At 74.2% G+C, this 22,382-nt stretch carries 21 protein-coding genes and 1 tRNA gene; 8 read left to right on the top strand and 14 right to left on the bottom strand.

Annotated features, from left to right (window positions below):
• Positions 1-3 precede the first annotated feature (3 nt).
• Positions 4-1,533 carry a hydroxysqualene dehydroxylase gene (locus tag SM577_RS04095; RefSeq protein WP_474586326.1) on the top strand — a complete coding sequence of 510 codons (1,530 nt, stop codon included), beginning with the start codon at positions 4-6 and terminating at the stop codon, positions 1,531-1,533.
• Between the two features lie 313 nt (positions 1,534-1,846).
• A complete protein-coding gene (locus SM577_RS04090; RefSeq protein WP_302920703.1) occupies positions 1,847-2,290 on the top strand; it encodes an HNH endonuclease in 444 nt (147 codons plus the stop codon).
• Positions 2,291-2,379: 89 nt separating this feature from the next.
• On the opposite strand, the gene SM577_RS04085 is transcribed toward SM577_RS04090, so the two are convergent.
• The 3 genes from SM577_RS04085 to SM577_RS04075 all read right to left on the bottom strand — a co-directional run bounded on the left by SM577_RS04085 (position 2,380) and on the right by SM577_RS04075 (position 7,359).
• Positions 2,380-3,933, bottom strand: a complete 1,554-nt coding sequence (locus SM577_RS04085) for a serine/threonine-protein kinase (protein ID WP_474586325.1) — start codon at positions 3,931-3,933, stop codon at positions 2,380-2,382.
• A 146-nt stretch (positions 3,934-4,079) separates the two neighbouring features.
• A complete protein-coding gene (locus SM577_RS04080; RefSeq protein ID WP_474586324.1) occupies positions 4,080-4,847 on the bottom strand; it encodes an enoyl-CoA hydratase/isomerase family protein in 768 nt (255 codons plus the stop codon).
• A gap of 115 nt (positions 4,848-4,962) precedes the next feature.
• Entirely contained in the window at positions 4,963-7,359 is a 2,397-nt protein-coding gene (locus SM577_RS04075; protein WP_474586323.1) for a M4 family metallopeptidase, read from the bottom strand.
• A gap of 174 nt (positions 7,360-7,533) precedes the next feature.
• On the opposite strand from SM577_RS04075, the gene SM577_RS04070 reads away from it, so the two are divergent.
• Positions 7,534-8,079: a hypothetical protein gene (locus SM577_RS04070; protein WP_474586322.1), complete on the top strand. Its 546-nt coding sequence runs from the start codon at positions 7,534-7,536 to the stop codon at positions 8,077-8,079.
• 60 nt (positions 8,080-8,139) lie between these two features.
• Here the strand turns inward: SM577_RS04070 and SM577_RS04065 are convergent, their stop codons facing one another.
• The 6 genes from SM577_RS04065 to SM577_RS04040 all read right to left on the bottom strand — a co-directional run bounded on the left by SM577_RS04065 (position 8,140) and on the right by SM577_RS04040 (position 10,971).
• Positions 8,140-8,769 carry a histidine phosphatase family protein gene (locus SM577_RS04065; RefSeq protein WP_302920698.1) on the bottom strand — a complete coding sequence of 210 codons (630 nt, stop codon included), beginning with the start codon at positions 8,767-8,769 and terminating at the stop codon, positions 8,140-8,142.
• Positions 8,770-8,835: 66 nt separating this feature from the next.
• Positions 8,836-9,501: a DUF998 domain-containing protein gene (locus SM577_RS04060; RefSeq protein WP_474586321.1), complete on the bottom strand. Its 666-nt coding sequence runs from the start codon at positions 9,499-9,501 to the stop codon at positions 8,836-8,838.
• 3 nt (positions 9,502-9,504) lie between these two features.
• A complete protein-coding gene (locus tag SM577_RS04055) occupies positions 9,505-9,924 on the bottom strand; it encodes a VOC family protein (protein ID WP_302920696.1) in 420 nt (139 codons plus the stop codon).
• A 35-nt stretch (positions 9,925-9,959) separates the two neighbouring features.
• Positions 9,960-10,361, bottom strand: a complete 402-nt coding sequence (locus SM577_RS04050) for a helix-turn-helix domain-containing protein (RefSeq protein WP_302920695.1) — start codon at positions 10,359-10,361, stop codon at positions 9,960-9,962.
• A 107-nt stretch (positions 10,362-10,468) separates the two neighbouring features.
• The gene (locus SM577_RS04045; protein WP_474586320.1) at positions 10,469-10,690 is read right to left on the bottom strand and encodes a GNAT family N-acetyltransferase; all 222 of its coding nucleotides are present in this window, start codon (positions 10,688-10,690) and stop codon (positions 10,469-10,471) included.
• 204 nt (positions 10,691-10,894) lie between these two features.
• Positions 10,895-10,971, bottom strand: a tRNA-Thr gene (locus SM577_RS04040).
• Positions 10,972-11,315: 344 nt separating this feature from the next.
• Between SM577_RS04040 and SM577_RS04035 the strand changes: the two genes are divergently transcribed.
• Positions 11,316-12,407 carry an ABC transporter ATP-binding protein gene (locus tag SM577_RS04035; RefSeq protein WP_302920693.1) on the top strand — a complete coding sequence of 364 codons (1,092 nt, stop codon included), beginning with the start codon at positions 11,316-11,318 and terminating at the stop codon, positions 12,405-12,407.
• A gap of 60 nt (positions 12,408-12,467) precedes the next feature.
• On the opposite strand, the gene rlmB is transcribed toward SM577_RS04035, so the two are convergent.
• Positions 12,468-13,586, bottom strand: a complete 1,119-nt coding sequence (gene rlmB, locus SM577_RS04030; RefSeq protein WP_302920692.1) for a 23S rRNA (guanosine(2251)-2'-O)-methyltransferase RlmB — start codon at positions 13,584-13,586, stop codon at positions 12,468-12,470.
• The gene (gene cysS / locus SM577_RS04025; RefSeq protein ID WP_474580860.1) at positions 13,586-15,001 is read right to left on the bottom strand and encodes a cysteine--tRNA ligase; all 1,416 of its coding nucleotides are present in this window, start codon (positions 14,999-15,001) and stop codon (positions 13,586-13,588) included. The genes rlmB and cysS overlap by 1 nt, the downstream gene beginning before the upstream one ends.
• Positions 15,002-15,065: 64 nt before the next feature.
• On the opposite strand from cysS, the gene SM577_RS04020 reads away from it, so the two are divergent.
• Complete coding sequence (locus SM577_RS04020) at positions 15,066-15,833, top strand: IclR family transcriptional regulator (RefSeq protein ID WP_474580859.1); 768 nt, start codon at positions 15,066-15,068, stop codon at positions 15,831-15,833.
• 205 nt (positions 15,834-16,038) lie between these two features.
• Complete coding sequence (locus SM577_RS04015) at positions 16,039-16,557, top strand: hypothetical protein (RefSeq protein WP_474586319.1); 519 nt, start codon at positions 16,039-16,041, stop codon at positions 16,555-16,557.
• A gap of 157 nt (positions 16,558-16,714) precedes the next feature.
• On the opposite strand, the gene SM577_RS04010 is transcribed toward SM577_RS04015, so the two are convergent.
• Together SM577_RS04010 and SM577_RS04005 are read right to left on the bottom strand one after the other, a co-directional pair.
• On the bottom strand, positions 16,715-17,434 hold the full coding sequence (locus SM577_RS04010) for an HAD family hydrolase (protein ID WP_474586318.1): 720 nt from the start codon (positions 17,432-17,434) through the stop codon (positions 16,715-16,717).
• Positions 17,435-17,504: 70 nt separating this feature from the next.
• Positions 17,505-18,479 carry an EamA family transporter gene (locus SM577_RS04005; protein ID WP_474586317.1) on the bottom strand — a complete coding sequence of 325 codons (975 nt, stop codon included), beginning with the start codon at positions 18,477-18,479 and terminating at the stop codon, positions 17,505-17,507.
• 85 nt (positions 18,480-18,564) lie between these two features.
• Here SM577_RS04005 and SM577_RS04000 point away from each other — a divergent pair, with 85 nt between their 5' ends.
• The gene (locus tag SM577_RS04000) at positions 18,565-19,113 is read left to right on the top strand and encodes a CGNR zinc finger domain-containing protein (protein ID WP_302920688.1); all 549 of its coding nucleotides are present in this window, start codon (positions 18,565-18,567) and stop codon (positions 19,111-19,113) included.
• Between the two features lie 40 nt (positions 19,114-19,153).
• On the opposite strand, the gene SM577_RS03995 is transcribed toward SM577_RS04000, so the two are convergent.
• Positions 19,154-20,563, bottom strand: coding sequence for a class II fumarate hydratase (locus SM577_RS03995; protein ID WP_474586316.1), 1,410 nt, complete (start codon positions 20,561-20,563; stop codon positions 19,154-19,156).
• 361 nt (positions 20,564-20,924) lie between these two features.
• Between SM577_RS03995 and SM577_RS03990 the strand changes: the two genes are divergently transcribed.
• Positions 20,925-22,379 (top strand): hypothetical protein, encoded by a 1,455-nt coding sequence (locus SM577_RS03990; protein ID WP_474586315.1) that lies wholly within the window; start codon positions 20,925-20,927, stop codon positions 22,377-22,379.
• The last annotated feature ends 3 nt before the right edge of the window (positions 22,380-22,382 follow it).

The following is a 22,382-nucleotide window of genomic DNA, read 5'->3' as shown; positions in this document are numbered from 1 at the left end:
TCCGTGTCGTTGTCACAGCTGCTCGGCCGGTTCGTCGGCGTACGCCGGCACGTGGTGGACCCGGGCGGCGGTGGCGCCCCCCGCGTGCCGCACCCGGTGGAGACCGTGGTGGTGGGCGGCGGCATCGCCGGCATGTCGGCGGCCGTGGTGCTCGCCGAGCGCGGCGTCGCGGTGACCGTGCTGGAGGCCGCCCCGACCCTGGGCGGGCGGCTCGGCGCCTGGCCGGAGGCGCTCGCCGACGGCGTCCAGCGGGTGGAGCACGGCTTCCACGCGTTCTTCCGGCAGTACTACAACTGGCGGGCCGTGCTGCGCCGGGTCGACCCCGCCCTGGGCCTGCTCAAGCCGATCCCGGGCTACCCGATCCTGAGCCGGCGGTGGCCCACCGAGGAGTTCGGCGACCTGCCGCCCGCGCCCCCGCTGAACCTGCTGGCGCTGCTGCTGCGCAGCCCCAGCCTGCGCCTGCCCGACCTGCGCCGGATGGACCGGAACGCGGCGCTGCCGCTGCTCAGCTACGACCCGGTGGGCACCTACGCCGAGTTGGACCGGATGACCGCCGACGAGCTGCTCACCTCGCTGCGGCTGCCGGACCGGGCCCGGGCCATGCTCTTCGAGGTCTTCTCGCACTCGTTCTTCAACCACGAGGCGGAGATGTCCGCCGCCGAACTGGTCGCCCAGTTCCACTTCTACCTGCTCGGCAACCCGGAGGGGCTGGCCTTCGACTGCCCGGACGAGGACTACGCCACGGCGATCTGGGACCCGCTGGCCCGGCACGTCGAGCGGCACGGCGGGCGGGTGCGCACCGGCCTGGCGGCGACCGGGCTGCACCGGGAGGGCGGCGGCTGGCGGGTGGCGACCGGCGACGGCGGGTCCCACCGGGCCGGGCACGTGGTGCTCGCGGTCGACCCGCCGGCGCTCGCCGCGCTGGTCGAGGACTCCCCCGACCTGGCCCGGTTCGCGCCGGAGCTGGTGGCCCGGATGCCCGCCCACGGTCGGCCCGGCCCGCCGTACGCGGTGGCCCGCTACTGGTGCGACGGGGACGTCGACGCCGGCCGGGCGGTGTTCAGCGGGGTGTCCCGGCAACCCACGCTGGACTCGGTGACCCTCTACCACCGGCTGGAGAACGAGTCCCGGCGCTGGGCCGCGCGCACCGGCGGCTCGGTGCTGGAACTGCACGCGTACGCCTGCGAGCCGGACGTGCCGGCCGAGGTGCTGGCCGAACGGATGCGCGTCGAACTGGCCGGACTCTGGCCGGAGGCGGCCCGGTTGCGGGTCCGTGAACTGCGGGCCCGGGTGGAGGCCCGGGCGCCGGCGTTCACCCCGGGCAGCAACGCCGGCCGGCCCGGCGTCCGCACCGACGCCGCCGGGCTCTACCTGGCCGGCGACGGGATCGCCACGGAGTTCCCCAGCGCGCTGATGGAACGCGCCGCCGCGACCGGCATCGTCGCCGCTAACCACATCCTGCGGGCGGAGGGCGGTGCGGCCGAGCCGGTGTACTCGGTCCGCCCGCGCGGCCTGCTGGCCAAGCGCCGCTGACCCGGCAGCGGCCCACCGGCCGCCCCGCGCTCGCGCTCCCTAGATCGAAATGCGTTGCCGCCGGTCACCGGGCGCGCCTACCGTGATCCCCGCAAGGTCAACCACCGCCACGGGAGCCCGCCATGTCGATGTCGCACGTCACGCGCGTGCGGTCGGTGCTGCCCGGCGGCGGTTGCCGAGCCGAAGACCACCGGGGCGGCCGGCCCGACTGACGCGTGCCCGACGTCGAGCCGCCCGTTCCGCAGCAACCGGACCGGGCGGCTCTGTCGTCGTCCGGACCACTCGTCCGTCACCGCCTCGGAGGGAGATCCCGGTGGACGCCGTCCTCGTCATCAACGCCGACCTCGGCCCGTTGCACCGGGTCACCGTCCAGCACGCGATCCGGATGCTCTGCCGCCGGGTCGCCGAGATCCACGAGGCCGAGCCGGACCGGGTGATCGGGGTCTTCCCGGTCCCCCGGGTGGTGCGGCTCGTCCGGTACGTGGTGACCCGCTGGCGGTTCAGCGCCGGGCCCGCCTGGTCCCGGGCCGGGGTGTTACGGCGGGACGGCCGGTGCTGCGCGTACTGCGGCGGGCCGGCGAGCACCATCGACCACATCCTGCCGCGCTCGCGGGGCGGCCGGAACACCTGGAAGAACACGACCGCCGCCTGCTACCCGTGCAACCAGCGCAAGGGCGACCGGACGCCGGCCGAGGCCGGCATGCCGCTGCGGCGGGAGCCGGTGACGCCGAGTTGGGCGGCGCTGGCCGCCCGCTGAGGAACCGGCCGGCGGGAACGGGGGGCCGCGTCGGGGAGCCTTTCCCGGCGTGGCGCCCGCCGGCCCCGCCACCGGCGGTGCGTGTCCGGTCAGCGACCGCGCCGGCTCCGCTCGGCGAGCGGGCCGGCCCCGCGGGACCGGTCGGCCGGTGCGGCGACGGGGCGGGCCGCCTCGCGGGTCCGTTCCTTCACCCGGGGCACCGGCCGGCCGTTGGCGCAGCGGACGGTCACCACGCTCCGGTTGTCGGCGGAGACGAACTCGACCCGGACCTCCCGCGCCGGACCCGGCTCGTACGCCTCGACCTGGTAGCCGGCGGCCGGTGCCACGTCGAGCACCTCGACGAGCTGGCGGTCGCAGGCGACCCGGACCACGCCACCGCGCGCCGACACCGGCACCCCGGGCCGCCCGGTCGGTGACGGCCGGCCGGTGGTCGGCGTCGGCGTGCCGGGGGTACGGGCGGGCGGGGTCGGCACCGCGGAGCTGGCCGGGGCGGGGCTCGCCCGGCCGCCCGGCGCACCGCCGCCCGGGGCGGGTTCGTCCTCGACGTCGGCGGTGACCGGCAACCCGACGGCGGCCGTACCGCTGGTGGTCGCGCCGCTGCGCGGTCCGCCGCCCGGCGTCGACCGCACGGACGGGTCGCCGAGGGTGCCGGCGAGGCCCACCGCCGCCACCACCGCGGTGCCCACGGCCAGCACGAGCCGCCGGCCGAGCCGGGTGGCGCGCCGGCCGGGCCGGCCGGCGCCGGCCGCCGGAGCACCGGGCGGTCGCAGCGCGGGCCGGTCCGCCCCATCCGGTGCCGGCCGGCCGGGCGCGGCCGGATCCGGCTCGGTCATCTTGACGACCGCCGCGGCGAGCACCCGGGCCACCTCGGCGGCCGCCGGCCGGTCGAGCGGGTCCTTGGCCACGCACCGCCGGTACAGCCGCCCCACCTCGGCGGGCAGCCCGGCCACCTCGGGCAGGGGGCCCGGCTCGGCGTACGCGTGCGCGCGCAGCGCCCCGGTCTGTGACGCCAACTGCCAGGGCAGCCGGCCGACGAGCACCCGGTGCAGGAGCAGCCCGAGCGCGTAGACGTCTGAGGCGGGCAGCACCTCGCCGGCGTCGAGCCGCTCGGGGGCGAGGTAGGCCGGGGTGCCGAGCAGCCGGCCCTCGAAGTCGATCTCCGGCGCGCCGGCGACCGCGGCGATGCCGAAGTCGAGGACCTTCGCCCCGGTGGGGGTGAGCATCACGTTGCCCGGCTTGACGTCCCGGTGCACCAGGCCGAGGGCGTGCGCGGCCGCGAGCGCGGCGGCCACCTCGGCGCAGACCCGCAGCGCGGCCCGGGGCGGCAGCGGCCCGTCGGCGAGCCGCTGTTCGAGCGTACGACCGGTGAGCAGTTCCATGACCACGAACGGGACCCGCTCGCCGGCCAGCGGCGACTCGCCGTAGTCGTAGACGTTCGTGACGTTCGGGTGGGACATCCGGGCCGCCGCCTTCGCCTCCGCCCGGATCCGGCGTCTGGCCACCGCGTCGGAGCCGACCAGCACCTTGACCGCCACGTCGCGCTCCAGCACCTCGTCGTGCGCGCGGTGGACCACCGACATGCCGCCCTGGCCGAGACGCTCGCCGAGCCGGTAACGGCCGGCGAGCAACTGATCACGCTGCACGACCGACAGCCTGCCGTACCCGGCCGCCGGACACCAGCGGCCCATCGAACGTGTCCGATCGCCAGTGGTCACACGGCAATTGGCGGTCCACGATGGACGGCGTCGATGGCGGACGGGACCGCCGGCGGGCGCCGTCGCCGGGGGGGTCAGCCCCGCACCGGCGGCGTCCAGGCGAAGCGCGGCGCACGGCGCTCGGCGAAGGCCGCCACACCCTCGCGGGCCTCGCCACTGTCCAGCACCTGCCGGTGCCACCAGGCGATCCGGTCCGGGTCCGCCCGGCCGTCGACGATCTCCTTGGCGGCGGTGACGGTGAGCCGGGAGCGGGCGGCGATCGCGGCGGTGAGCTCGTCCACCCGGTCGGCCAGCCGGTCGACCGGCAGCACCTCGTCGGCCAGGCCGATCCGCAGCGCCCGCTCGGCGTCCACCAGCTCGGCGGTGAAGAGCAGGTGCTTGGCCGCGGACGGGCCGACCAGCCCGGCCAGCCGGCAGGTGGTGGGGGTCGGGTAGACCAGGCCCAGTCGGGCCGGCGGTACGCCGAACCGGGCGTCGGCGGCGGCGATCCGCAGGTCGCAGGCGACGGCGAGCTGGCAGCCGCCGCCCACGCAGGCGCCCCGCACCGCCGCCACTGTCGGCTTGCCGAACGCGGCCAGCCGCTCCTCGGCGAGCACGGCGATGCTGCGGTCCCCCGCGGCCAGCAGTTCGTCCAGGTCGCCCAGGTCGGCGCCGGCGCAGAAGGTGTCGCCGGCCCCGGTGAGCACCAGCGCCCGGACCGCCGGGTCGGCCTCCAGGGCGTCGAGCAGCACCGGCAGGTGCCGCCACATCGCCGGGGTCATCGCGTTGCGCCGGCCCGGGTTGTGGATCACCACGGTCGCCACCGGCCCGGCCACCTCGACCACGAGTTCCGCGTCCGCCACCGTCCTGCCTCCCTCGTCCCGGTCCGGCTGACCATAACGGCGCGGGCCCGACCGCCACCCGCGTGGGGTGGCCGTCGGGCCCGCCGTGGTCGGCCGAGCCGATGTCGCGGTCAGGTCAGCTGACGTCGACAGCGGTGTCGTCGAGCACGAAGGAGGTCTGCAACGAGGCGTCCTCGGTGCCGGTGAACTTCAGGGTGACCGTCTGGCCGGCGTACGGGGCCAGCGAGAAGGTCTTCCGGTCGTACCCGGTGGCCCGGTCCAGGTTCGAGTACGTGGCCAGCGTCGCCAGCACCGTCCCGGTGGAGCCGACCACCTGGACCCGCAGCGTGTCGTACGGGGTGCCGATGTTGGTCTCCGCCGAGTCGACGTGCAGCCAGAAGCTGAGGTCGTACGACGTGCAGCCGGCCGGCAGGCTCACCGTCTGGGTGAGGCTGTCGGTGTGCGCGCTGCCGTAGCCACCCAGCCAGGCGCTCCAACTGCCGGTGCGGGCGGGCTGCCGGGTGCCGTGCTGGCCGATCACGCCGGTGGTCTGGGCCCACCCGGTGACACCGGACTCGAAGCCCGGGTTGCCGAGCTGCTGCCCGGGACTGGTGCAGCTGCCACCGGAACCGCGCACGGTCAGCGTGTAGCTGGTGCTCCGGGTGACCGAGCCGGTCCCGTTCACCCGCACCGGGTAGACGCCGGGCGGGGTGGCGGCCGTGGTGGTGATGGTGAGGGTGGACGAGCCGCCGGAGGTCACCGAGGCCGGGCTGAACGAGGCGGTCGCCCCGCTCGGCAGGCCGGTCGCCGTCAGCGTCACGGTCTGCGCCGAGCCGCTGGTGGTCGTGGTGGCGACGGTGGTGGCGACGGAGCCGCCCGGGTCGACCGCGCCGGCGGTCGGCGACAGCGTGACGCCGAAGTCGCTGCCGGTGGAGCAGGTGGCGTCGTTGCCGGCCACGTTCACCGCGGTCCAGGCCGCCTGGACGGCCCGGTACTCGGTGGAGCAGCTGCCGTACAGGTCGGTCGCCGCCCGCAGGGTGTACGCCCGGGCGGTGTTCGCCGGGTTGGCGGTGTTCACGTACGACGTGTTGGAGGTGAAGTACACGTCAAGCGCGCGGAACCAGATCTTCGCCGCCTTGTCCCGGCCGATGCCGGTCATCCCGGGCGCGCTGCCGCAGATTGGCGAGTGGCCGTACGCGGTGGTGCCGGTGCGCTCGGCCAGGTTGAAGAAGAAGTGGTTGGCCACCCCGGACGAGAAGTGCACGTCCTTGTTCTTGGTGGCGGTCGACCAGCAGCGGTCGGACACTCCGTCCAGCGCCGGGTCGTACATGTACCGCAGCGGCGTGCCGTCGAGGTTGATGTTGATCTTCTCGCCGATCAGGTAGTCACCCGGGTCGGCCGAGGTGTTGGCGTAGAACTCCACCATCGTGCCGAAGATGTCGCTGGTGGCCTCGTTGAGGCCGCCGGACTCCCCGGCGTAGGTCAGGCCGCCGGGGACCACGTTGTCGGTCACGCCATGGGTCATCTCGTGCCCGGCGATGTCCAGCGAGACCAGCGGCGAGACGTTGGCGTAGCCGTCGCCGTACGTCATCCGGGCGCCGTCCCAGAAGGCGTTGTCGTAGTTCTGGCCGTAGTGCACCCGGCTGGGCACCCCGCGCCCGTCACCGAAGATGCCGTTGCGGCCGTGCACGTTCTTGAAGTAGTCGAACGTCGTCGCGGCGCCGAAGTGGGCGTCGATGGCGGCCGACTGCCGGTTGGCGTTGGCGCCACTGCCCCAGGCGTTGTCCGCGTCGATGAACGCGGTGCAGGTCGACGTGCCGTTGTTCATGTCGCAGGTGGAGCCGTTGCCGTGCGACGGGTCGATGAGCTGGTACACGCTGCCGGTCTGGGTGGTCTCCACGCTCACCGAGCCGGAGTAGAGGCTGCGGCCGGTGCCGGAGACCGACTCGATCTCGTCGTACGTGCCGATCAGCTTGCCGGTGGTGGCGTCGGTGACGACGTGCAGCCGGGACGGGGTCTGCCCGTCCGGGGCCCAGCCGCTGACCACGGTCTCCCAGGCCAGCCGGCCGGTGCCGGAGCTGGCGTCCACGAAGAGTTCCGGGACGCCGACCGTGGTGACCTTCCCGGCGAACTGGGCCCGCGCGGCCTTCTTGGCGGTGGCCGAGGAGACCTTGGCGGTGGTGCCGAGGGTCAGCGGGGCGGTCAGGCCGACCGAGGAGCCGGCGTAGCCGCCACCCGGGGCGGTGTGGATGACGAAGTCACCGCCGTACACCCGGAGCCCCCGGTAGGTCCGGGTATAGCGGACGTGCGCGCTGCCGTCGGCGTCCACCTTGGTGCGGTACACCTGGTAGGACTCGGCGCTGCCGCCCTGGACGGCGCCCGGGTTGGCGCGCAGCGCGGCCGCCGCGCGGGCGACCGGGTTCGGCACGGGCGCGGGCGCGGGCGTGGGCGCCGCGGTCGCCGGGGTGGCGACAACGGTCAGCAGACCGCCGGCGAGCAGGGCCGCGCCGACGGCGGCAAGGGGTCTTCTCACGTGCCCTCCTGGGCGGGGGTGGTGTGACGAGCGTGGTCACGGATGCGGATGCGCGACGAGTAGATCAGACAGGGAGAGGCCGCGCCGCCCCGGACGCCGGCCGTTCAAGGGAAACTCGGGTGACGGGAACCGCGTCGCGCCGCCACCCGTCCGACTGGCATGAGACCAGCCTCGATGACCGGTGTCAAGATCGCGTTGGTCACGCTGCTGCTCACCGGCTGCTCGGCGGCCGAGCCGTCCCGCCCCGACCAGGGCCGCGGCACCACCCCGCCGGCCGCACCCACCACAGCCGGACCGGCCGCTCCGACCGGGTCGCCTCCGCCGGCTCCGAGCCGGACGGTGACGCCGGCTCCGAGCGGGACTGTCGTCGCGCCGTCCGGTGGCCGGATCGTGCTCACCCGCACCGGCGGATTCGCCGGGCGCGGCGACACGGTCGCGGTGGAGCCCGACGGCCGGTGGACGGCCGTCGACCGGGCCGGGTCGCGGCGTACCGGGCGGCTGGAACCGGCCGACCTCGACCGGCTGCGCCGGCTGGTCGCCGATCCCCGGCTGCCCGCCGAGGCCGGCCTGGCCAACATCGACACCGCGTGCCGGGACGCGTTCAGCTACCGGCTGACCGTCGGCGATGTCGAGACCGGCTACGTCGACTGCCCCGCCGACGGCACCATCCCCGAGGTCACCAGCGCGGTGGTGGCGTTGCTGGAGCGGGCCACCGGTTGACCGGCGCCGGCCCCCGGCGCCCCGCACGTCCCGGCGCCCACGGTGTGGCTGCCCGACGGCTCAGATCCGGTAGTCGGCCGGCAGGCCGGTGGCGCGCAGCTCCGGCGGCAGGTGGGCGACGTCGTTGACGGCGATCAGGCTCGGCGGTACGCCGTCCCGGTAGCGGATCACCGTCAACCCGCAGTTGTGCGCGTTGAAGCCCAGCCAGCGCCGGGCCGGCGCGTCCAGCGCGTGCCGGACCAACCAGGCGATCAGGAACGTGTGGGTGACGACCAGTTCGCGCCGGTCGCCGTCGTCCGGCGCGGTGGCGAACCGGCGCACCGCCGCCGCGGTCAGTCGCGGCCCGTCGGCCCGCTCGGCGGCGTCGAAGCCGGCCAGGAACCGGGCGTACGCCTCGGGCAGCCCGGCCGGGTCGGTGTCGTCCGGCAGGTGGTCGCCGACCTCTTCCGACGCGGACACCGGGATCCCGGGCAGGGCGGCGGCGACCAGCTCGGCGGTCTGCGCGGCCCGGGGCAGCGGGCCGTGGTGCACGGCGTCGAACGGTACGCCGCGCAGCCGCTCGCCGAGCAGCGTCGCCTGCCGGCGGCCCCGCGCGGAGAGCCCGGCCTCCGGCGGGTCGACGCCCGGTGGGGTCCGCGGCGGACGGTCCTGCTCGCCGTGCCGGGCCAGGTAGAGCAGGCGGGTCGCCATCGCGGTCACCTCACACGGGTCGGGAGGCGCGACGGGTGTCGCGCCTCCCGATCATGACAACCCCGGTCAGGCCGTCCGCAGGGCCCGCAGCAGGGTCGCCGAGAGCCAGGCCCAGCCGATCACCGCGGCCACCCCGAACCCGACCATCGCGACCGGGTTGCCGGCCGAGACCATCAGCGCCACCCAGGCCACCGCGAAGTAGCCGCCGCTGGCGACGCTGTACGCCGCCCAGCCCCGCTCGCCCCGCCGGGCGAACCGGCGCCCGGCGACCAGGCACGCCCCGATCAGCGCGGTGAAGGCCAGCACCCCGGCACCGAGGTGTGCCAGGCCGTGCCAGCTCACCTCACCCGGGCCGGCGGGCGTACCGGCCGGGAAACCGTCCAGCGGGTCGGCGACGAAGACGCCGGCGAGCACCATGCCCAGGCCGTACTGCCCGACAAGCCAGGGCGCGGTACGCGGTCCGAGGCCCGGATGCGGCACCCGGCGCAGCGCGGCCGCCGCCCCCAGGCAGAGCAGGCCGGCCACCACGAAGCTGCTGATCTGGATCCAACCCAGGTCGCCGGTGCTCAGCACGCTCACCGGGTGCCGCCGGAAGTCGAAGCCGTCCCGGGTCAGCCCCTGGGCCAGAGCGGCGGCCACCCAGAGCGGGCCGGCCAGCGCGCCGCCGGCCAGCAGCACCCGGTCCCCGGCCACCCGGTCCACCGGCCGGGCGCCGACGGTCACCTCGCTCATCCGTCAGCCCTGCCCGTGCATCTGGCCGATGCGGATGTGGTTGCCGAACGGGTCGCGGATGCCGAAGTCGATCCCGTACGGGCGGTCGGTCGGCTCGTCGGTGATGTCCACGCCCTTGGCGACCAGGTCCGCGTACGTCTTGTGCGCGTCGTCGGTGGTGAGGAAGAGGGAGCCGCCCATGGCGCCCTTGGTGAGCAGTTCCCGGACCTGCTCGGCGGTCTTCGGGTCCAGCCGCGGCGGGCCGGGGGTCTCCAGCAGGATCTCCCGCTGCCGGTCGCCGGGCACGTTGACCGTCAGCCAGCGCATGAAGCCGAGGTCCGCGTCGGTGTGCACCTCCATGCCGAGCTTGCCGACGTAGAAGTCGAGGGCCTCGTTCTGGTCGAGGACGTAGATCTGCGAGCGGGTCAGTGCGTTCATCGTCATGCCAACGACCCTAGGAGACCGCCCTGACCTGCTGCTTATCCAAAACTGCTGGGTCTGGTCCAGGCCTTGGTGAAACAGGTCGGCACCGCCGCGGCGGGCGCCGCCCGCTTGCGGTAGTCGGTGGGCGACTCGCCGACGATCTGCCGGAACGTGCGGCTGAACGTGCCCAGGCTGCCGAAGCCGACCGCGTAGCAGATGTCGGTGACGTCCCGGTCGGTCTGCAGCAGCAGGTACATCGCCCGCTCCACCCGCCGCCGCTGGAGGTAGCGGTGCGGGGTCTCGCCGAAGGTGGCCCGGAAGGTCCGGATGAAGTGCGCCTCCGACACGTGCGCGATCCGGGCCAGCGCGGGGATGTCCAGCGGCTGGTCGTACGACCGGTCCATGGCGTCCCGGGCGCGCAGCATCGCCCGGTTCGACTCCTCCACCGCGCGACTCACCCGACTCCCTCCGGCCGGAGCCAGGATATGCCGCCACCCAGCCGGTTTCCCGCGGCGCGTGCCGGGGGTGGCCGCAGCCGGAGCCGCAGGTCAGCCCGGGACGGCCGTCACTCCGGCTGCCAGCGGAGCCAGCGCTGGTCGTGCTGGAAGCCGACCCGCTGGTAGAAGGGGATGGCCCGCTCGGTCGAGTGGACGGTGACCTGCTCCAACTCCAGCTTCGCCGCCTCGGCCAGCACGGCCTCCAGCAGGATCGCGCCGATCCCGGCGTCCCGCAGCTCCGGCACCACGTACACGGACTGGACGTCGCCGCTGCGCCGGTGCCGCCGCACGGGGGTCGGCACCCTACCGGGCACCGGTCCGGGGACGATTCACGTCCGGTCCGGTCGCGGACGGTCGGATCCGTCCCGCTCGCGGCCGTCGGACGGCGTTGTCGAGGCCCGGAAGAAAGGAAGCTCACCGCCGTGATGTGGGGCGGCCGTTCCGGAACTACTGCCGATCGGCGCGGGCGCGGACAACACCCGCCCCGGTGGAGATGGAGCCCCCGGCCGGGATCGAACCGGCGACATCTCGCTTACAAGGCGAGTGCTCTGGCCAGCTGAGCTACAGGGGCGCGTCGCGTCGTGGTCAGCATAGCGACTGACGTCCGAATATCCCGCTCGGCAGGCCTTGCGAGCACGGGAAACGTCAACATCCCGACCGTCTCCGGCCACCCTCGCGGCGATTGATGTCCGGACGTGCCCGAGTGACCGGAATGCGGTATGCCGTCGATCCCATCCACCGTCGCGCGCCTTGGCAGCGCCGCCAAGACCGTTTACCGTGCAGTGACACGGACGACACCCCGACCACCCCCGGTGACCGGCACGTCGCCCGTTGGCCGGCACGGCACCGTGCCGGTCGCTCCTCTTCACTCGGATCGTCCGGCACGTTCCTGCCGGTGAAAGGAAGCGCTCCACCATGGCTACGGTCACCTATTCGAAGGCGTCCCGGATCTACCCGGGCACCGAGCGCCCCGCCGTCAACGCCCTGGACCTGGAGATCGGCGACGGCGAGTTCCTCGTCCTGGTCGGCCCCTCCGGTTGCGGTAAGTCCACCAGCCTGCGGATGCTCGCCGGCCTCGAGGACGTCGACGAGGGCTCGATCTACATCGACGACCGCGACGTCACCCACCTGCCGCCGAAGGCCCGCGACATCGCGATGGTCTTCCAGAACTACGCGCTCTACCCGCACATGACGGTGTACGAGAACATGGCGTTCGCCCTGAAGCTCCGCAAGACCTCGAAGTCGGAGATCGACCGGCGGGTCAAGGAGGCGGCCGCGCTGCTCCAGCTGGAGGAGTTCCTGGGCCGCAAGCCGAAGGCGCTCTCCGGTGGTCAGCGCCAGCGGGTCGCGATGGGCCGGGCGATCGTCCGCGAGCCGCAGGTCTTCCTCATGGACGAGCCGCTGTCGAACCTCGACGCCAAGCTGCGCGTGCAGACCCGTACCCAGATCGCCTCGCTGCAGGCCAAGCTCGGCGTCACCACCGTCTACGTGACGCACGACCAGGTCGAGGCGATGACCATGGGCCACCGGGTCGCGGTGCTGCTCGACGGCGTGCTCCAGCAGGTGGACACCCCGCGGGCGCTCTACGACACCCCGGCCAACGTCTTCGTCGCCGGCTTCATGGGCTCCCCGGCCATGAACATCAAGACCGTGCCGCTGAACGAGTCGGGCGCCGCGTTCGCCGAGATGAACATCCCGCTCACCCGGGAGCAGGTCGAGGCGGCCCGCGCCGAGGGCGGCGACGGCAAGGTGACCGTCGGCTTCCGGCCGGAGGACTGCGACCTGGTCAGCCCGACCGAGGGCGGCATGCCGGTCGTGGTCGAGCTGGTCGAGGACCTGGGCTCGGACGCGAACGTCTACGGCCACGCGGCGCTGGGCGGCGCTTCCGAGCGCTTCGTCGTCCGGACCGACCGTCGGACCATGCCGAACATGGGCGACACCGTGTTCGTCAAGCCGCGCGAGGGCCGTACCCACGTGTTCAACGCGGCCACCGGCAAGCGGATCTGACGTACGACCGAAAAGGGGCGGCCCGCCGATCGGCGGGCCGCCCCTTTCGTCTTCGGTGGTTCAGCTGGCGGCGCGGCGGCGCGCCACCTCGGCGAGGGTGACGGCCGCGGCCACGCTGGCGTTGAGCGACTCGACCGCGGAGACCATCGGGATGCTCACGGTCAGGTCGCAGGTCTCCCCGACCAGCCGGGACAGCCCACGGCCCTCCGAGCCGACCACCACGACCAGCGGACCGACCGCGGCCTCCAGGTCGTAGAGGTCGGTGTCGCCGTCGGCGTCCAGCCCGACCACCACGAACCCGGCGTCCTGGCAGGCCTTCAGCGACCGGGTCAGGTTGGTCACCTGGGCGACCGGCACCCGTGCCGCCGCGCCGGCGCTGGTCCGCCAGGCCGTCGCGGTGATCCCGGCGGCCCGCCGCTCCGGTACGAACACGCCCTGCGCGCCGAAGGCGGCGGCGGACCGGATCACCGCGCCGAGGTTGCGCGGGTCGGTCACCCCGTCCAGCGCCACCAGCAGCGGGGCGGTCTGCTCCAGGGCCGCCGCGACCAAATCGTCGAACGGTTCGTACGCGAACGGCGGGACCTGGAGCCCGACGCCCTGGTGCAGCACGCCGCCGGTCATCCGGTCCAGCTCGGCGCGGCTGACCTCCAGGATCGCGATGCCCCGGTCGGCGGCGGTCCGGACGATCTCGTTGATCCGGTCGTCGATGTCGATGCCCTGGGCGGTGTAGAGGGCGGTCGCCGGCACCTGGGCACGCAGCGACTCCAGCACCGGGTTCCGGCCGACCAGCAGCTCCGGGCTGTCCTTGGCCGGGTTGAACTTGCGCCCGGGGGCGACCCGCGGGCCGCCCCGGCCGCCGGGCTTGCCCTGGCCCTTGCCGCCCCTCAGCGGGACGCCGGCCCGGCTGCCCTTGCCCCAGGTGGTGTCCTTCGTGCCCGGCTGACCGATCTTCGGGGCGCGCCCCTCCTCGGCGGCGGCCCGGCGCTCCTTCTCCTGCTTCCAGGCGGTGCGCTGGGGCAGCTTCTCGGTGCCCGAGTACGCCTTGTGCCAGGGCCGCTCGTCGGCGGGCAGGGTGCGACCCCGCCCGGCGAGGGCCTCCCGGTTCTTGCCGCCGGAGCCCTTCGGGGCGCCCGCCTTCGGTGTCAGTCGCCGGCCACGGCGCTGCGAGTTGCCGGCCATCAGTCCTGCTCTCCAATAGTCCAACGGGGGCCCTGCGGGGTGTCCTCGACCACCACGCCGGCCTGCTTGAGCTGGTCGCGTACCGCGTCGGCGGCGGCCCAGTCCTTGCGGCCGCGGGCCTGCGCGCGCTGCTCCAGGGCGAGTGCGACCAGGGAATCCACCACGCCCCGCAGGTCGTCGGCCCGGCCACCACCGGTCCACGCCGGGTCGAGGGGGTCGACGCCGAGGATATCCAGCATCGCGCGGACGGCGGCGAGCGTCGTGCGGACGGTCACATCGTCGCCGGCGGTCAGCGCGGTGTTGCCGTCGCGGAGCACGGCCTGGAGCACGGCCAGCGCCGCCGAGGTGTTCAGGTCGTCGTCCATGGCCGCCACGAACCCGGCCGGCAGCTCGCCCAGCCGGCCGGCGCCGACCCGCTCGGCGGCCCGCTGCACGAAGCCCTCGATCCGCCGGTACGCGGTGGCCGCCTCGCGCAGCGCGTCCTCGGAGTAGTCGATGAGCGAGCGGTAGTGCGCGGCGGCGTAGTAGTAGCGCAGCTCGATGGGGCGCACCCCGAGCGAGTCCACGTACGCAAGGTCGAGGGCGTTGCCCAGCGACTTGCCCATCTTGGCCCCGCCGATGCTGAGCAGCCCGTGGTGCACCCAGTAGCGGGCGAACGGCAGCCCGGCCGCCTGGGACTGGGCCAGCTCGTTCTCGTGGTGCGGGAAGGTCAGGTCGAGCCCGCCGCCGTGGATGTCGAACTCCGCCCCGAGGTAGCGCCAGCACATCGCCGAGCACTCGATGTGCCAGCCCGGCCGACCCCGCCCCCACGGCGACGGCCAGTAGGCGTCGGCCGGCTCGTCGGGCTTGACGCCCTTCCAGAGCGCGAAGTCCCGCGGGTCGCGCTTGCCCCGGTCGGGGGCGTCGCCGGCGGACTGCATGGCGTCCGGCGACTGCCCGGACAGCGACCCGTAGCTCGGCCACGAGCTGACGTCGAAGTAGACGTCGCCGGAGCCGTCGAGCGCCGGGTAGGCGTGCCCGTCGGCGATCAGCTTGGCGATCAGCTCGTGCATCTCCGGGATGTGCCCGGTGGCGCGCGGCTCGTACGTCGGCGGCAGCACGTTCAGCTCCCGGTACGCCGCGGCCAGGATCAGCTCGTTGACGTACGCGATCGACCAGAACGGCCGCCCCTGCTCCACCGCCTTGACCAGGATCTTGTCGTCGATGTCGGTCAGGTTGCGGATGAAGGTGACCTCGTAGCCGGAGGCCAGCAGCCAGCGGCGCAGCACGTCGTAGCTGACCCCGGAGCGGAGGTGGCCGATGTGCGGCGGCGCCTGGAGGGTGAGACCACACAGGTAGACCCCCACCTTGCCGGCTTCCCGCGGGACGAAGTCCCGCACCGATCGGGTGGCGGTGTCATACAGGCGTAGCGTCACCGTACAAGGGTAGCCGTCCGGGCGGTCCCCGGGTTGGCGGGAGCCGGGCCGTACGCTGCGTGCTGTGGACACGGCGGCGCGACCCGGCGAGCCCGGCGACCTGACCACCCGGCCGGACGGCCGGGCGGGTGCGGGCTCGCCGTCCGGCTCCGGTCAGCCGGGCGACCGTCCCGCCGGGGTGCCCGCCGACCGGGCGACCGGCGGCGGGGAGACCGCGCAGACCCTGGACCGGGGGCTGCGGCTGCTGCACCTGGTCGCCGACGCGCCGGGCGGCCTGACCGTCACCGAGGCGGCGAACCGGCTGGGCATCGGCCGGGCCGCGGTCTACCGGCTGGTCGGCGCGCTGACCGGGCACGGCATGCTGCGCCGCGACGGCGAGGGCCGGCTGCGCCTCGGCGCCGGGGTGCTGCACCTGGCCCGGCGGGCCCAGCCGCTGCTCGCCGAGGGAGCGCTGCCCGCGCTGCGCCGGCTCGCCGAGCAGGCCGGCGCCACCGCCCACCTGACCGTCGTCGAGGGCGGCGAGGGGGTCGCCATCGCGGTGGTCGAGCCGAGTTGGACGTCGTTCCACGTCGCGTACCGGACCGGGGCCCGGCATCCGCTGGAGCGCGGGGCGGCCGGGCGGGCCATCCTCGCCGGCCGGTCGGGCGCCGCCGGCCCGGTGAGCAGCGCCGGCGAACTCCAGTCCGGGGCGTACGGGGTGGCCGCACCGGTGCTCGGGGTGCCCGGCCTGGAGGCGAGCGTCGGCGTGGTGGCGCTGGCCCCGCTGGACGCGGAGGCGGTCGGCGCCCAGGTCCTCGCCGCCGCCGAGGCCATCGCCACAGCCCTCGCCTGACCCGGCCGGCCCGGACTCGGCTCCATAACCCCGGCATCGGGTCGTCCCGCCGGCTCGGACACCGCCACGTCGGCGAACCGGAGTCGATCTCCCATACCACGGTCGGGACCGCCCGACGCGGTTGTCCACAGGGGTGCCTCGGCCGGCACCCGCCCGTTGTCCACAGGGACGGCGTCGGGTGGGTCGTGCCCGCCAGGCTCGGGACATGCCCCCTCGCCCCCACCGGCCGGATGCCCTCGCCTGGCAGGTCTTCCGCGGGTCCGACGCCATCCGGCGCGGCCTGCTGACCCGACACCGGCTCCGCGGCGCCTCCTGGATCCGGCTGCTGCACGACGTGTACGCCGACGCCCGGCTCGACCGCGACCACGGTCTGGCCTGCCAGGCCGCCCTGCTGCGCCTGCCGGCCGGGGCCACCATCGCCGGCCCGTCCGCCGCGTACCTGCACGGCATCGAACACGCGGCATCCTTCACCGACGAGGTGCACGTGCTCGTGCCGCGGACCATCCGGGTCGACTCGCAGCGTGGCATCCGGGTGCACTCAGTCGGACCGCTCCCGCCCACCGCCGACCTCGCCGGAGGCACCGGGCAGGTCGGCACCCGGCAGGGGTTCGAGCCGATCGCTGACCGCCCGCCGGTGAGCGCCGGCGTGCTGCGGCGGTCCGATCCAGCGGCGGCAGCCTGGGAGACGGCCTCGTCGGTGCCGGTTGGCTGGTGCTGCACGTGACGAGTCGCCGGCTGCACCGCGACTTTCCGGGGTTGCTGCGGGAGGTCCGGTCCGCCCTGGCCGCATGCGGCTGGCGCCGCTGACCACCGGCCGCAGGCCGCGCGGGCAGGGCCGGGCGGGTTATCGACTCCGCATCGCCGATGTGGCGGTATCTCCGTCAGCGGGAAGCCCCCAGATCGCCGATCCGGAGTCGATCATCCTGTCCGAGCCGCACCAGAGTGTGCGGCAGGTCGGCCAGGGTGGTCAGTTCGGCGTCCGGGCGGACGTCGGGCGGTCGGGGCAGGCCGAGCCGGTTGAGCCAGATCGCCCGCAGGCCGGCCCGCTGCGGCCCGACCACGTCGTGCGCCAGCGAGTCGCCCACGTACACCACCTGCGCGGCCGGCACTCCGGCCGTCTCGACCACCGCCGCGTAGAACTCCGGCGCGGGCTTCTTCGGCAGGCCGTTCTCGTGCGCGTACAGCTCGAAGGAGAACTCCCCCGCGAGCCCGCAGCGTTCGGCGCGGCTGTTGCCGTTGGTGGCGAAGCCGAGCGTCCAGCGTCCGCGCAGCGCGGCGAGTGACGGCCGCACGTCCGGGAACGGCCGGGTGAGCGCGAACCGCCGGGCGAAGAAGAGCGCCGCGAGCTCGTCCAGGTGGTCGCCGAGCCCGGCACGGGCCAGCGACCGGGCCAGCGCCGCGCGCCGGATCTCGTGCACCGGCTCCGCGCTGTGCGCGCCGAAGACCGCGTCCCAGTCCGACTCCAGGTCGGCGAGGGACACCCCGGCCGCCGCCGGGGTCAGCCGCCGCATCTCCTCGAGTACGGCGACCAGCCCGCCGGTCACCGCCGGGCGCAGGTCCAGCAGGGTCTCGTCCGCGTCGAACACCACGGCGGTCAGCACCCGACCACTGTGGCAGCCGCCGAGCGCGACGGCCATCCCGCCCGGCGGCACCACGACCAGCCTTCGCAGGTCAGCGCTCGGCGGCGAGGACGGGCCGGGCCGGGTCGGAGTCCGCCGCCGGGACCGGTTCCGTTCCGCGCAGCTCGTCGAGGCGGACCAGGGCGACCCCGGCGACGATCAGCGCCCCGCCGAAGAGCTGCACCACGGTCGGCAGCTCGCCCAGCACCAACCACGCGATGAGCACCGCGAACATCACCTCGGTCAGCCCGACGAAGGACGACAGGCGCGGGCCGAGGATCCGTGCGCCGGCGATCCCGGTCAGGTACGCGACCACGGCGGCCACCAGGGAGAGGCCGGCGATCGGCACCAACCAGCTGGTGACCTGCCCGGCGAAGGTGACGTCGCCGAAGGTGGCGTGCAGCGGCAGCGCGCCGGTGAGCCCGAGGGCGAGCAGGGCGGCGGCGCCGACGGCCATCCCGCCGCTGGCCATGACCACCGAGGGCAGGTCGGCGTCGACCCGGCCGGCCAGGACGAAGTAACCGGCCAGACCGATCGCCGCGCCGAGACCCCAGAGCACACCCACCGGGTCGAGCCGGCCGGCGCCGGTGAGGTCGAGGACGAGGACCAGGCCGGCCAGGGCGGCCACCGAACCGGCCACGGTCAACCGGCGGGGGCGCTGCCCGTGGACCAGCCAGGTCCAGCCGACGACCAGGATGATGCCGAGGTACTCCAGCAGCAGCGCGACGCCGACCGGCAGGTAGCGGACCGCGTTGAAGAAGCAGACCTGGGCGAGCGCCACCCCGAGCAGCCCGAAGACGCCGAGCACACCGAGGTTGCGGCGCAGCACGTGCCACTTGCCGCGCAGCGAGATCACCGCCGGCACGGCCACCACCAGCGCGGCGATGCCCACCCGGGCGATCACGGCGGAGGGCGCCGACCAACCGGCCTCGATCAGCGAGCGGGCGAAGGTGCCCGAGGTGGCGAAGGTGACCGCGGAGAGCAGGGCCAGGCCGAGGCCGACCCCGGCGGCGGGTGGTTGACGCATGGGCTCTCCTTGGCACGAGCGGGCCGTCATGGGCAAACTATGGTTATGCCGATGACGCTAGGCCGGCACCCCGACAGGAGTCAAGTTGCTTTTCGCCCATGACACCGAATGTTCGCTGATCGCCGCCGCGGCACTCGTCAACACCGACGGCGCCGACGGGGAGGGCCTGCCCGACGTCGCCGCGCTGGACGCCTTCTTCGTGGCCCACTCCTACAGCGGGCGGCACGAGCACACCGAGGCCGAGCTGGAGTCGGTACGCGAGCTGCGCCCCCGGCTACGCCGGATCTGGCACGCCGACACCGACGAGATCGTCCGGATCGTCAACGGGCTGCTCCGGGAGCACAGCGCGCTGCCGCAGCTCATCACGCACGACGACGAGCCGTACCACATCCACGCCGTGCCCCGGGACGCGCCGCTGGCGACCCGGATGGCGGTCGAGGCGGCGATGGCGATCGCCGACCTGGTCCGCAGCGGCGAGCTGAGCCGGCTGCGGACCTGCGAGCGTCCCGGCTGCGACGACGTGCTGGTCGACCTGTCGAAGAATCGGTCCCGCCGGTTCTGCGACACCAGCTGCGGCAACCGCGCCGCGGTCAGCGCCTACCGGGCCCGCAAGGCCGCCGCCGCCCAGCGCTGACCCGCTCGACACAGCTGCGAGCCGGGAACCCGGGCGCGGCTCAGGGGTGGGTCATCCGGAGCAGGTCGAGCGCCTCCTCCAGCTGGGTCTCGCTGAGCTTGCCGGAGTCCACGTGCCCGCGGGCGATCACCACCTCGCGGATGGAGACCTGCTTGGCCAGCGCCTCCTTGGCGATCGAGGCGGCCTCGTCGTAGCCCACGTAGCGGTTCAGCGGGGTGACGATCGAGGGCGAGCCCTCCGCGTACGCCAGGCAGACCTCGGCGTCCGCGACCAGGCCGACCACGCAGCGGTCGGCGAGCAGGCGGCTCGACGCGGCCAGCAGCCGGATCGACTCCAGGATGTTGCGGGCCATCACCGGCAGCATCACGTTCAGCTCGAAGTCGCCCTGCGAGCCGGCGAACCCGACCGTCGCGTCGTTGCCGATCACCTGCGCGCAGACCTGCCGGACCGCCTCGCAGACCACCGGGTTGACCTTGCCGGGCATGATCGACGAGCCCGGCTGGAGGTCGGGGATGCGCAGCTCGCGCAGGCCGGCCCGGGGGCCGGAGCCCATCCAGCGGATGTCGTTGGCCATCTTGTAGAGCCCCACCGCGACGGTACGCAGCTGACCGGAGGTCTCCACCAGGGCGTCCCGGGCGCCCTGCGCCTCGAAGTGGTTCCGTGCCTCGGTGAGCGGCAGCCCGGTCGACTCGCGCAGCTTGGCGATCACGGCCGCGGCGAAGCCGAGCGGGGTGTTGATGCCGGTGCCCACCGCGGTGCCGCCGAGCGGCAGTTCGGCCAGCCGGGGCAGCGCCGCCTCCAGCCGCTCGATGCCGTAGCGGACCTGGGCGGCGTACCCGCCGAACTCCTGCCCCAGGGTCACCGGCGTGGCGTCCATCAGGTGGGTACGCCCCGCCTTGACCACCGTCTCGAACTCCTCCGCCTTGGCCTCCAGCGCCTCGGCCAGGTGCGCCAGCGCGGGCAGCAGATCGCGCGCCACGGCCTCGGTCGCGGCCAGGTGGATCGAGGACGGGAAGACGTCGTTGCTGGACTGCGAGGCGTTCACGTCGTCGTTCGGGTGCACGTCGCGACCCAGCTCCCGGCTGGCCAGGGTGGCGATCACCTCGTTGGTGTTCATGTTGGACGAGGTGCCCGACCCGGTCTGGAAGACGTCGACCGGGAACTGGTCGTCGTAGCCGCCGTCGGCCACGTGCGCGGCCGCCGCGGCGATCGCCGACGCCACGTTCGCGTCGACCACCCCCAGCTCGCCGTTGACCTCGGCCGCCGCGCCCTTGATCTGGGCCAGCGCCCGGATCTGGGCCGGCTCGATGCCCCGGCCCGAGATCGGGAAGTTCTGCACCGCGCGCTGCGTCTGCGCCCGCCACAGCGCCTCGGCGGGCACCTCCACCTCGCCCATCGAGTCGCGTTCGATCCGGTATCCCGTCGCCTCTGGAGTCGTCACGCGTACCATCCTGCCGCGCCGCGCGGCCCCGTGCAGATGATCGCGCCGAGCGGATCGGCGCACCTGGGCCAGCAGCCGCTCTGACTCGCGCCGCTCCCGCACCGCCATCCGGCGGAACAGCGCCGGGCAGGCCGGGACGACCAGGCTGGCGCCCGGCGGTCACCCGGCAGCAAACGGAATCCTGTCCGCCGCCCGGCGGATCGTAGGCCAGCAAGCTGCGGCTCGATCAGCCATTGCTCGATGGACTTAAGATCATCACGCCTTTCCGCATGTCACTCGGAGGTTCATGTTGATACCACGCAGGGGCTCGGCGCGCCGGGCGGCCACGACAGCCGGCGCGCTCCTACTGGCCACGAGCGGCCTGGTGGCCGTGACCGGGCAACCGGCGGCGGCCATACTCGACTACGTCACCCCGACCAGCGTCGCCTGGACAGATGCCCGGCAGCCGGCCCTGTCCCTCTCCCCTTCCAACGACACCGTGCCGGTGGGCACCTGGGAGGTCGACGGTGCCCGGCACACCGCCCGGGCCTACTTCACCTTCGACCTGACGCCGTACCGGGGACAGCGGATCGTGTCGGCCCGCGCGATCACCGGAGAGACCGAGGTCAACGACTGCGAGAAGCCGCGCGAGATCGAGTTGTGGCGGACCGACCCGCCGGCAAGCGCCCCGACCTGGAACGCGGCCCCCTCGGTACGCGAGAAGGTGGCGGACATCGCCTACCCCAACCTGCCCTGCGGGAGCAGCTTCATCGGGGTGATGATCACGGAAGCGGTACGCCAGGCGGTGGCGGACGGGCAGGACCAGCTCACGCTGATGGCCCGGATCGCCGGTGACCACGAGACGAACAAGCACTACGGCCGCCGGATCAAGAACGTCGGCATCTCCCTGGACCACAACACGCCGCCGAACGTTCCCGACCAGCTCACCGTCGACGGCGCGGCGTGCGACAACCCGCTGACGATCCGCAACACCGGGCCGACGCTCCGGGCCAGGGTCTCGGACCCGGACGTCAACGAGACCGGGGGCCACGACCAGGTGGCGGCGACCTTCGCCTGGTGGCCGGTCGACCGGCCGGCGGAGCGGACGGAGGCGACCCTCGACGGTGTGGTCGCCCCGCACCAGTACGTGTACCAACTCCCGCGGGGCACGCTCACCCACGGGACCACCTACGCCTTCTCGGTGCGGGCGTCCGACCAGCACGACAGCTCGGACTGGTCGCCGGAGTGCCGGTTCACCGTCGACACAGTGGCCCCGCCCGCCCCGACCGCCTTCTCCGCCGACTACCCGGAGCACAGCGGCGGGCCGGGCACCGGCGGCCCCGGCATCCCGGGCACCTTCACCTTCACGGCCGACGCCGACGACCTGACGGGCTTCTACTACGGCGAATACGGTTCGGCCCGGCACTTCGTCCCGGTGGACGCATCGGGCCGGTCGGCGACGGTGAGCTATGCGCCCGAGCGGGACGGGCCGAACAGGCTCGTCGTGCAGAGCATCGACCGGGCCGGGAACTTCTCCGAGGACACCGTCTACGAGTTCTGGGTCCGTTACACCGCGCCGACGATCACGGACGAGAACCCGGAGGCGCCGGCCGGTACGCCGCGTCTGTTCACCTTCGCTCCGAACATGGAGAACGTGGTCGAGTACACGTACCGGCTCAACGAGGGCGTTGAGACCACGGTCCGCGCCGACGCCGACGGCACCGCGCGGGTCACCATCACGCCGGAGGTCTCCGACGTGTACTTCCTGTACGTCCGCAGCAGGACCGCGGACGGGCTGCCATCGGGCGAGGCCTGGACGGCCTTCTGGGTGCCGGAAGCGGCATGACGA

This window comes from Micromonospora desertarenae, from assembly GCF_056150265.1.
The sequence above is the reverse complement of the archived record's forward strand: the minus strand, read 5'-3'. Positions and strand labels throughout refer to the sequence as shown.